Annotated in this window: 10 protein-coding genes; 8 read left to right on the top strand and 2 right to left on the bottom strand. The window is 70.3% G+C overall.

All coding sequences use genetic code 11. The features are described 5' to 3' along the window. Positions 1-13: 13 nt before the first annotated feature. On the bottom strand, positions 14-280 hold the full coding sequence (locus tag LZ199_RS08805; RefSeq protein ID WP_253993198.1) for a phosphopantetheine-binding protein: 267 nt from the start codon (positions 278-280) through the stop codon (positions 14-16). 28 nt (positions 281-308) lie between these two features. Beyond that, positions 309-1,994 carry an AMP-binding protein gene (locus tag LZ199_RS08800; RefSeq protein ID WP_253993197.1) on the bottom strand — a complete coding sequence of 562 codons (1,686 nt, stop codon included), beginning with the start codon at positions 1,992-1,994 and terminating at the stop codon, positions 309-311. 174 nt (positions 1,995-2,168) lie between these two features. Between LZ199_RS08800 and LZ199_RS08795 the strand changes: the two genes are divergently transcribed. The 8 genes from LZ199_RS08795 to LZ199_RS08760 are packed head-to-tail and all read left to right on the top strand — an operon-like array spanning position 2,169 to position 9,604. Then, positions 2,169-2,978 (top strand): 1-deoxy-D-xylulose-5-phosphate synthase N-terminal domain-containing protein, encoded by an 810-nt coding sequence (locus LZ199_RS08795; protein WP_253993196.1) that lies wholly within the window; start codon positions 2,169-2,171, stop codon positions 2,976-2,978. Continuing rightward, a complete protein-coding gene (locus tag LZ199_RS08790) occupies positions 2,975-4,015 on the top strand; it encodes a transketolase family protein (protein ID WP_253993195.1) in 1,041 nt (346 codons plus the stop codon). The genes LZ199_RS08795 and LZ199_RS08790 overlap by 4 nt, the downstream gene beginning before the upstream one ends. Further along, a complete protein-coding gene (locus LZ199_RS08785) occupies positions 4,012-4,863 on the top strand; it encodes a RimK family alpha-L-glutamate ligase (RefSeq protein WP_253993194.1) in 852 nt (283 codons plus the stop codon). Before LZ199_RS08790 ends, LZ199_RS08785 begins: the two co-directional genes overlap by 4 nt. Next, positions 4,860-5,900, top strand: coding sequence for an N-acetyl-gamma-glutamyl-phosphate reductase (gene argC / locus LZ199_RS08780; RefSeq protein WP_253993193.1), 1,041 nt, complete (start codon positions 4,860-4,862; stop codon positions 5,898-5,900). The genes LZ199_RS08785 and argC overlap by 4 nt, the downstream gene beginning before the upstream one ends. A 16-nt stretch (positions 5,901-5,916) precedes the next feature. Further along, positions 5,917-6,915: a sulfotransferase gene (locus tag LZ199_RS08775; RefSeq protein WP_253993192.1), complete on the top strand. Its 999-nt coding sequence runs from the start codon at positions 5,917-5,919 to the stop codon at positions 6,913-6,915. After that, complete coding sequence (locus tag LZ199_RS08770) at positions 6,893-7,672, top strand: SDR family oxidoreductase (RefSeq protein ID WP_253993191.1); 780 nt, start codon at positions 6,893-6,895, stop codon at positions 7,670-7,672. Before LZ199_RS08775 ends, LZ199_RS08770 begins: the two co-directional genes overlap by 23 nt. Further along, positions 7,669-8,535, top strand: coding sequence for a [LysW]-aminoadipate kinase (locus LZ199_RS08765; RefSeq protein ID WP_253993190.1), 867 nt, complete (start codon positions 7,669-7,671; stop codon positions 8,533-8,535). Before LZ199_RS08770 ends, LZ199_RS08765 begins: the two co-directional genes overlap by 4 nt. Continuing rightward, on the top strand, positions 8,522-9,604 hold the full coding sequence (locus tag LZ199_RS08760; protein ID WP_253993189.1) for a M20/M25/M40 family metallo-hydrolase: 1,083 nt from the start codon (positions 8,522-8,524) through the stop codon (positions 9,602-9,604). Before LZ199_RS08765 ends, LZ199_RS08760 begins: the two co-directional genes overlap by 14 nt. The last annotated feature ends 3 nt before the right edge of the window (positions 9,605-9,607 follow it).

Below are 9,607 nucleotides of genomic sequence, written 5' to 3'. Positions count from 1 at the left end.
TGGACGACGGACTTCAGGCCGCGGGGAAGGTGCGGCCCTGCTCGCGCAGCTGCTCCTCGCAGGCGGCGGCGACATGCTCCAGCGTGTTGAAGAGGTCCACCATGGAGAGCTGGACGCCCAGCTCCTCTTCGATGCGGTTGGCCAGCATCGTCGCCATCAGCGAGTTGCCGCCAATCTCCAGGAAGTGGTCCTCCGGCTTCACCACCTCCGCCCCCAAGAGCTCGCGCCAGTACCCGGCGAGCTGTCGCACCAACGGCGTGGTGCTCGAATCAGTGCTCACGGTGTGCTCCTCATGGTGGGGGACATGCTCAGCCCACCTTCGCGGTGGGCCCCTTCAAGCGCTCGCGCAGCAGGTACTTGCGAATCTTCCCGGACGGCGTCTTCGGCATCTCCTCGACGACCTCCAGCCGGTCCGGCCAGTACTGATTCGACATGCCCAGGCCCTTCAAGTGTGCGCGCAGTTCGTCCAACGTCGGCGTCTCGTCGCGCGGCACCACCACGGCGCAGACCCGCTCACCGCCGATGCGGTCGTCCGAGTGGCCGATGACGGCCACCTCGCGCACCTTCGGGTGCGAGTACAGCGCGGACTCCACCTCGACCACCGGCACCTTCTGGCCATAGCGGAAGATGACGTCCTTGAGCCGCCCGACGATGCGGATGCCCCCGCGCCCGTCGTCGCGCGCCAGGTCTCCCGTGTCGAACCAGCCCTCCTCGTCGACACACGCGCGGTAGATGTCCTCGCGCTTGAAGTAGCCCAGGCACTGGCTGGCCCCTCGAACGAGCAGCCGTCCGGTGCCCTCCGGATACGGCGAGCCGTCTTCCGCCAGGGCCGGAACAATCCTCACCTCCATCCAATCGACAGGCCTGCCATCGCTGTTGGACGGCCAGTCCGGCGGGTCCTCGCGGCGCGTAATCGTCACCGCGCCGTTCTCCGTCATCCCCCACAGCGTGTGCAGCGGAACCCCGAAGCTCTCGCGCACCGCGGCGATGAGGTGCGGCGGCACGGGAATGGAGCCGGTGGACAGCCGGCGCAGCGACGAGGTGTCTCCGCCCCGCTTCTTCTTCGCGGCGATGACGTTCATCACATACGTGGGAATCCCATACATGAACGTGACGCGGTGCTCGTCGATGCAGCGCAGCGTGAGCTCCGGGTCCCCCACGTCCATGTAGACAGCCGTCGCGCCCAGCAGCACCGGCATCAAGTACAGGTAAGTAAATCCACTGGAGGCGGTGAGCAGCGAGGGCAGGCACACCACGTCATCGGCGCCCAGCGCCATGGTGTCGACCAGCGCGCGGGTGATGCCGAAGTTGGTGTTGTGCGAGTGGATGACGCCCTTGGGCTCGCCCGTCGTGCCCGACGTATAGAGGACGTTGCACACGTCGTCCGGGCGCGCCGAGCGCGCGTCCAGCTCCGCCTTCGGCGTCTCGTCCTCCCAGCGCCGCGCGACGAAGTACGCGTCGAAGTCCAGCTCGCCCGGCTCGGACGCCTGCTCGCCCGCGCCAATGAAGACGCGGTGCTTGAGCGACGGCAGCGCGTGCGACGCCTCGCGCAACATGTCCCGGTGCGAGTGCCCGCTCCAGCTCAGGGGTCCCACGTAGACGGACGACTCCGTCCTGCCGAGGATGAACTCCACCTCGCGGCGACGGTAGTCCGGAGGGATGGGCGCGACGACGGCGCCGATGCGCGCGCACGCCAGCGCAAGCGCGGTGAACTGCCACCAGTTGGGCAGCTGCACCGCCACCAGCTCGCCCCGCTGCACGCCCAGCGACACGAGCGCGCCCGCGAAGCGCTCCACGGAGCGTCCCAGCTCCGCGTAGCTCAGCTTCGTGACGTCCTTGGCGAAGTAGCGCGCCGCGACGATGGCCGTCTTGTCCGGGTGCGTCCGCACGGCGCGACGCAAATCGTCGAGCACCGTCTCGTCACGCCACCAACCCTTGCTCCGGTACAGCGCCGCCTGCTCCAACGAGGGGCCGCTTCCGAACCGTGCGTCCATGTCCGCACCCTCCGTGTACCGCGAGACTGTCCTCGACGGCGGGAGACCATAACGATACGCGTGCAAAACCAGCAAGACGGCGAAAGCTCACATGTCTGCACCCCAAGAGCGCATCACTCACATTGACGGGTGCGCTCTTGGTTTCCTACTTTGGAATGAAAGGCGCAGAAATCCATGGTCCAGGTACTTCTCGAGGAGCGCGCCAGACGCATTCGCCGGACCATCCTCCGGCTCGCCGCCACGTCGGTCGGCTGCCACCTCGGTGGCTCGCTGTCGATGGTGGAGCTGTTGGTGGTGCTGCTGGGGCGGGTGATGAAGTTCCGTCCCGAGGAGCCCCGCTGGGAGGAGCGCGATTCGCTCATCCTCTCCAAGGGCCACGCCGCCGCGGGCCTCTACGCCGCGCTCGCCGAGTTCGGCTTCTTCGATACTGAAGAGCTGGTGCAACGATACAACGCTGACGGAAGCCCCTTCACCGGACACGTGAATGCGGCGGTGCCGGGCGTTGAGTTTCCCACGGGAAGCCTGGGGCACGGCGTGGGGCTGGGAGTAGGGCTGGCCATGGGGTATCGGCTGCGGCAGCGTTCCAACCGCGTGTTCGTCGTGTGTGGAGACGGGGAGATGGGCGAAGGCTCCAACTGGGAGGCGCTGCAAATCGCCGCGCAGCACCGCTTGTCGGGGCTCACCGTGCTCGTCGACCGCAACGGTGGACAGAACGACGGCCCCACGGAGGCCATCCTCTCCCAGGCCTCCCTGGTGGAGCGGCTGCGCGCGTTCGGGCTGAAGACCTTCGAGGTGGATGGACATGACCTGGACGCCCTGGGTCGTGCGCTGGAGGAGCCGTCCGAGGAGCCTCGCGCGATTGTCGCCCGGACGCAGAAGGGGGCGGGCGTGCCCATGTTTCGCGGCAAGGGGCCGCACTACGCGACCTTCAACGCCGACCAGCTCCGCCGGGCACTCGCCTCACTGGGTGAGGTGACGCCATGACGGGCTCCACCACGTCCAGCGGCGCTGATCTGCTGACGTCGCCGCAGGACTGGCTGCGCGAGCAACCGGGCCTGGCCAACCGGCAGGTGTTCCGGCATGCCCTGGCGCGGCTGGCGGACGTGGAGCCGCGCATCGTGTTGCTGGAGGCGGACCTGGCGGGGGGAGGAGATCCATTCGCCGCGAGGCACCCGGGCCGGTTCTTCAACCTGGGCATCTGCGAGGCGGCGATGCTCGACATCGCGTGCGGCATGGCGGCCACCGGGCACGTCGTGTTCGCCCACACCTTCGCGCCCTTCGGGGCGATGCGCGCGTGCGAGCAGGTGCGGCTGGGCCTCGCCTACGCGCGGGCGAACGTGAAGCTCGTCTGTGACTACGGCGGCCTGTCCGGCGCGTTCTTCGGACCCACGCACCACGCCATCGAGGACCTGGCGATTCTTCGCGCGATGCCGGGCATGACGGTGGTGTCTCCGGCGGACGGGTTGGAGACGATTCAGGCGACGCGCGCCCTGCTGGAGATGGAGGGCCCGGTGTACCTGCGGCTCGGCCGCAACCGCGTCACCCGGCTGGAGGTCGCCCGGCCCGCGTTCGCGCTGGGGCGCGCCATGTGCCTGCGCGAGGGCGGCGACGTGGGAATCATCGCCCACGGCGAGGTCGGCGTGAGCGTGGCGCTGGACGTGGCGACGCGGCTGGAGGCGCAGGGCGTCTCCGCGCGCGTGGTGAACCTGCACACGCTCAAGCCCTTCGACGAGGAGGCGATTCTGGAGACGGCCGAGCGCACCCGGCTGCTCGTCACGGTGGAGGAGCACTCCATCCTCGGCGGCCTGGGCGGCGCGGTGTGCGAGAGCGTGGCCACCCATGGCGTGGGGCGCCGCGTGGTGCGCGCCGGCATCCAGGACCGCTACGACTCCACGGCGGGCACGCACGAGGCCCTGCTGCAACGACACGGGCTGGAAGCCAGCGCCCTGGTCGAATCGATTCTCAACGCCCTGCCCCGCCCCCGTCTGGCGGCGATGGCACCCGGGGCCAGGAGGGGATGATGCGTCGCCACGAGGTCCACCTCGTCTACACGCGGATGCGCACCGAGGAGCGGATGCTCGTCGACGCGCTTCGCGGACGCGGCTGCTCGGTGGAGACCCACTCGGACACGGACCTGGTGCTGCCGTTGAACCGCGAGCCGTGGAAGGACGGCGGCCCGGTGTTGATGCGCAGCATGTCCTTCACCCGCGCGCGCTACCTGTCCGCCATCCTGGAGGTGAAGGGCACCCGCGTGTTCAACACCGCGCGCTCCATCGCCACCTGTGGAGACAAGGCGCTCACCACGCTCGCGCTGGCGGAGCATGACGTGCCCATGCCCTGGTCCTTCCTGGGCTTCGAGCAGGACGCCTGTGTCGCGGAGATGGAGCAGCGCGGCTACCCCTGCGTAACGAAGCCCGTGCAGGGCTCCTGGGGCCGCATGGTGGCGCGCGTGGACAACAAGCACGCGGCCGAGGGGATGATGTCCATGCGCTTCGAGATGGGCGGCGCGCAGGACCACGTCGCGCTCGTCCAGCAGTACATCGACAAGCCCGGCTACGACTTGCGCGTGTACGTCATCGGCGGCGCCGTCGGAGGCATGCGCCGCCGCTCCGAGCACTGGGTAACGAACACGGCCCGAGGCGCGGTGCCGGAGCGCTACGAGGTCCCCGCGTCCCACGCGAAGCTCGCCGAGCGCGCGGCCAAGGCCGTGGGCGGAGAGATGGTGGCGGTGGACCTGCTGGAGACGCGGCAGGGCGAAATCCTGGTGAACGAAATCAACCACTGCGTGGAGTTCGCCCGGAGCATCGAGTTCACCGGCATCCCCCTGCCGGAGCTGATGGCGGACTACCTGGTGGAGACCATGCGATGACGCGCGTCGCGGTGCTCGGAGCAGGCGGCTACGCGGGCGGCGAGGTGCTGCGCCTGCTGCTCGCCCACCCGGCAGTGGAGGTGGTCCAGGCGACGTCCGAGCAGCATGCGGGCAAGCGGCTCGACTTCCCGCATCCGCACCTGCGGGGACTGGCCACTCCGCGCTTCTCGCCGCATGACGCGCTGGAGCCGTGCGACGTGCTCTTCTCGTGCATGCCCTCCGGCGAGTTGATCCGCCGCTGGCCGCAGGTGAGCGCGCTCGCCGGGCGCATCGTCGACCTGAGCGCGGACTTCCGCCTGGAGCCCGCCGAGCACGCTCGCTGGTATCCCCGCGCGCCCCGCCCCGCGGACCTCCCCGAGTTCGTCTACGGCCTGCCGGAGTGGACGGGCGCGCGGCTCAAGGACGCCCGCTTCGTCGCGGTGCCCGGCTGCATGGCCCACGCGGCGCTGCTCGCGCTGCTGCCCCTGGTGCGCGCGGGGCTGGTGAAGCCCGAAGTCGTTGTCGACGCGAAGACGGGCTCCTCCGGCGGTGGCGCGACGCCGGACCGCTCCTCACACCATCCGGAGCGCGCCTCCGCGCTGCGCTGCTACCGCGCCGTGGGGCATCGGCACACGGGTGAAATCGAGGGCGTCACCGAGCGCCTCGCCGGCGTGCGGCCCGTCGTCCACTTCAGCGCGACGGCGGTGCCCAGCGTGCGCGGGGTGCTCGCCACGGTGCATGCCTTCGCGGCGCGCAAGCTGGAGGACGCGTCGGAGCCGCTGCGCGCCCTCGCGTCCACGTACCGCGAGCACCCGTTCGTCCACGTCCTGCGCGCCAACGCGAGCGCGTCCCCCTTCCCGGAGCCCGCGCCCCTGGCGGGCACCAACCACTGCGACCTCGCGGTGGAGGTGGACGCGGAGCGCGGACGCATCGTGGTGAATGCCGCGCTGGACAACCTGGTGAAGGGCGCGGCGGGCACGGCCGTGCACGCCTTGAATCTCATGCTGGGCAGACCCGAAACGGAGGGCCTCGGCTTCCGGGGCCTCCACCCCCTCTGACGCGAAAGGCTCGCCCATGAGTGCCCTCACCGTCCTCTACATCACCGGCTGGTGCCGCAGCGGCAGCACCATCATCGGCAACGTGCTCAACGAGGTGGAGGGCTGCTTCCACACCGGCGAGCTGAGCTTCCTGTGGAAGAACGCCTACGGGAACGGCTCCAACACCCTGTGCGGCTGCGGCACGCACCTGGTCCAGTGTCCCCTCTGGTCCAAGGTGCTGGAGCAGGGCTCGCGCCCTGGTGAGACTCCCGAGGCCCATGCCCTGCGCGTGGTGAAGCGACAGCAGGACACCGTGCGCACCCGGCACACGTGGCGCGTGCTGCGCCAGGGCACGCCTTCGTCCGAGCTGTACGAGCACGCGCAGCTCCTCGCGAGCACGTACCGCACCATCGCCGAGGCCACCGGCAGCCACGTCATCGTCGACAGCGGCAAGTTCCCCTCCGAGGCGGCGTTGCTGCCCCACGTGAGCGGAATCTCGCCGTACTACCTCCATCTGGTCCGGGACCCTCGCGCCGTCGCGCACTCGTGGACGAAGACGAAGCAGTACGTCGTGCCGATGTCCGCCGCGCGCAGCACCGCGTACTGGTTCGGCTTCAACGTGGCCTCGGAGCTCGTCACGCGGCGCCACCCGGAGCGCTCGCTGTTCCTGCGGTACGAGGACTTCATCGCCTCGCCGGCCGCGACCATCGACTCGCTCCTGAAGCTCATCCGCGAGGACAGCGCCGTCAATCCGGTGAAGGGTCGCACCGTGATGCTCGGGCGCAACCACACCGTCACCGGCAACCCGGACCGGTTCCTCAGTGGCTCCACGCTGCTGCGGCCCGGTGACGATGCGTGGCGCAAGGAGCTGGCGCCCCGCGTGAAGGCCCTGGTCTCCGCGCTCTCGTGGCCGCTGACGGGGCGGTATGGCTACCGAGGGCCTCCGGCGCCCGCGCAGGTGATTCCAGGGCCGGAGCCCGTCGTGAACGCTGGTGACACAGGGAGGGAGACACTTGGAACTGGGACTCGCCAATAAGGTCGCGCTCATCGCCGGGGGTTCCAGTGGCTTGGGGCTCGCCGTGGCCGAGGAGCTGGTCAAGGAAGGCGCGCACGTCGCCATCGGCGCGCGCGACGCGGACCGGCTCGCTCGCGCCGAGCAGCACCTGCGCGGACTGGCTCGCGGCGGCAAGGTGATGGCCACGCGCGTGGACCTGCGGGAGCACGCCGCCACGCGTGCCTGGGTGGAGGACGTGGCCGGCAAGCTGGGTGGTCCCCATGTCGTCGTCACGAACAGCGCCGGTCCGCCGCCGGGGCCCGCCACGAAGTTCGACATCGTCGCGTACCAGGAGGCCGTCGACACGGTGATGCTGCCGGCCATCAACCTGGCGCTGGCGGCGCTGCCGTACATGAAGGCCGCGCGGTGGGGGCGGCTGCTGCTCATCACCTCGGAGACGGTGGTGCGGCCCGTCGCGCGCTTCGCCCTCTCCGCCACGGCGCGACTGGGCATCGTCGGCTTCGCGTCCGCGCTGGTGCAGGAGCTGGGCGACTGCGGCGTCACCGTCAACGTGCTCGCCCCGGGCTACACCCGCACGCCTCCGGTGGAGCGCACGGCGGGCACGGGCGGCGCGGACGTGGAGGCCAGCCTGCGGGCCATGGCGGCGCACATTCCCCTGAAGCGCGTGGGACTCCCGGAGGAGTTCGCGGCGGCGGCGGTGTTCCTCGCCAGCGAGCGCGCGTCGTTCATCACCGGCACGGTGCAGTTGGTGGACGGTGGAGCGAGTGTCATCGGATGAGTTCCTCGCCCCAGGTCGATGACGGCCGCGCGCCGCTGGTGGTGAAGATTGGCGGCGCCGCGGGCGTGGACCTGGACAACGTCTGCGCGGACGTGGCGGAGCTGCGACGCCAGGGCGAGCGCGTCATCGTGGTGAATGGTGGCTCGGAGGCCGGCGACGCCCTGCTGACCTCGCTGGGCATGGAGCGCACCGAGGCGCTGACCGCCTCCGGAAACGTGGTGCGCCTGACGAACGAGGCCACCCTGCGCGTCTTGACGATGGCGTGGGTGGGCGACGTCAACAAGCGCGCGGTGCTCGCGCTCTTGGCCCGGGGTGTCTCGGCGCTCGGGATGTGCGGCGCGGATGGACGGGTGCTCGTCGCTCGACGACGGCCTCCACTGAAGCTCCAGGACGGCGAGCGCACGCGCATCGACCGGAGCCACCTGGCGGGAGAAATCATCGAGGTGAACTCGCGCCTGCTCAACGTGCTGCTGGCTGCGGGACAGACGCCCGTGGTGTGTCCTCCGGCGGTGACGGAGGACGGGACGTTGGTGAACGTGGACGCGGACCAGGTGGCCGCCGCGATTGCTTCCGTGATGGGCGCCCGCGCGCTGGTGATGCTCTCCAACGTGGCGGGGCTGTTGGAAGACCCCTCAAACCCCGCGACGCTCATCCGCACCAGTGACGACGTGGAGGGCGCCATGGGCTTCGCCAAGGGGCGCATGCGCTACAAGCTGGAGGCGGCCCGACGCGCGCTCGCGGCGGGAGTGTCCGCTGTCCATGTCACGTCCTCCGGCACCGCGCGGCCCGTGCTCGCCGCGCTGGCGGGTGAGGCCGGCACGAAGCTGATTTCTTCCGGGAAGGTGACCCATGCGGGCCCGTGAGGCGAGCCCGGAGCTGTTGCGGTGGATGCTGGAGCACTACAGCCCCAGCCACCAGGAAGCGGACTTCTCTCGCGCGCTGGCGGGGCGCCTGGAGCAGCGCGGCTGGAAGGCCCACGTGGACCCGGTGGGCAACACCGTGGCCAGCATGGGGGACGGGGACACCTGCATCGCGCTGCTCGGGCACATCGACACCGTGCCGGGTGAAATCCCCGTGCGGCTGGAGGGCACGCGCCTCTTCGGACGCGGCGCGGTCGATGCGAAGGGCGCGCTCGCGGCGTTCATCGAGGCCGTGGAGCTGCTGGACGACTCGGAGCGCGCCGGCAAGCGCTTCCTCCTCTTGGGCTGTGTCGAGGAGGAGGTGGCCATCACCCGGGGCGCGCTGCATGCCCGCGAGCACCACCGGCCGGACTTCGTCGTGAATGGCGAGCCCAGCGGCGCCCACGGCATCACCCTGGGCTACAAGGGCCTCTTGCGCCTGGAGCTCGCGTACCGCGCCACCCGACGCCACACCGCGAGCCGGGCCTACCACGCGCCCGCGGAGCACGTGGTCGATGCGTGGAACGCGCTGCGCCGCCGCTGCGACGAGCGCAACAAGGGGTGCACCCTCTTCGAGCAGGACCTGCCCGCGCTGCTCTCCTTCCAGACGGGCACCGATGAAGACACGGAGTGGGCCACCGCCCACGTCAACGTGCGCACGGGGCCTGGCAGTGACGTGGACGCGCTGCTCACCTGCCTCACCGATGTCCCCGACGTGGCCGTGAAGACGGTGTCGCGCAAGCAGGCGGTGTCCGCCGAGGGCAACGACGCCCTCACTCGCGCCTTCAAGCAGTCCATCCGCGAGCGCGGCGCACGGCCGACGCTTCGGGTGAAGACGGGGACGTCCGACTGGAACACGGTGGCGGACGCGTGGAACGTGCCGACCGTTGCCTATGGCCCGGGGGATTCCACCCTGGACCACACGCCGAACGAGCACATCGAGCTGCCCGAGTACGAAGAAGGTGTCGCCGTGCTGGCTCGCGTGCTGGCCCTGCTCCCACTCAAGACCGGCGACAACGGAGCCGCGAAGTGACTC

This window comes from Myxococcus qinghaiensis (genome assembly GCF_024198215.1).
Lineage (GTDB): Bacteria > Myxococcota > Myxococcia > Myxococcales > Myxococcaceae > Myxococcus > Myxococcus qinghaiensis.
The sequence above is the reverse complement of the archived record's forward strand: the minus strand, read 5'-3'. Positions and strand labels throughout refer to the sequence as shown.

Coding starts and splice junctions, on each gene's coding strand:
- LZ199_RS08800 (WP_253993197.1), bottom strand. CDS start 1,994: ATGGACGCACGGTTCGGAAGCGGCCCCTCGTTGGAGCAGGCGGCGCTG.
- LZ199_RS08795 (WP_253993196.1), top strand. CDS start 2,169: ATGGTCCAGGTACTTCTCGAGGAGCGCGCCAGACGCATTCGCCGGACC.
- LZ199_RS08790 (WP_253993195.1), top strand. CDS start 2,975: ATGACGGGCTCCACCACGTCCAGCGGCGCTGATCTGCTGACGTCGCCG.
- LZ199_RS08785 (WP_253993194.1), top strand. CDS start 4,012: ATGATGCGTCGCCACGAGGTCCACCTCGTCTACACGCGGATGCGCACC.
- argC (WP_253993193.1), top strand. CDS start 4,860: ATGACGCGCGTCGCGGTGCTCGGAGCAGGCGGCTACGCGGGCGGCGAG.
- LZ199_RS08775 (WP_253993192.1), top strand. CDS start 5,917: ATGAGTGCCCTCACCGTCCTCTACATCACCGGCTGGTGCCGCAGCGGC.
- LZ199_RS08765 (WP_253993190.1), top strand. CDS start 7,669: ATGAGTTCCTCGCCCCAGGTCGATGACGGCCGCGCGCCGCTGGTGGTG.
- LZ199_RS08760 (WP_253993189.1), top strand. CDS start 8,522: ATGCGGGCCCGTGAGGCGAGCCCGGAGCTGTTGCGGTGGATGCTGGAG.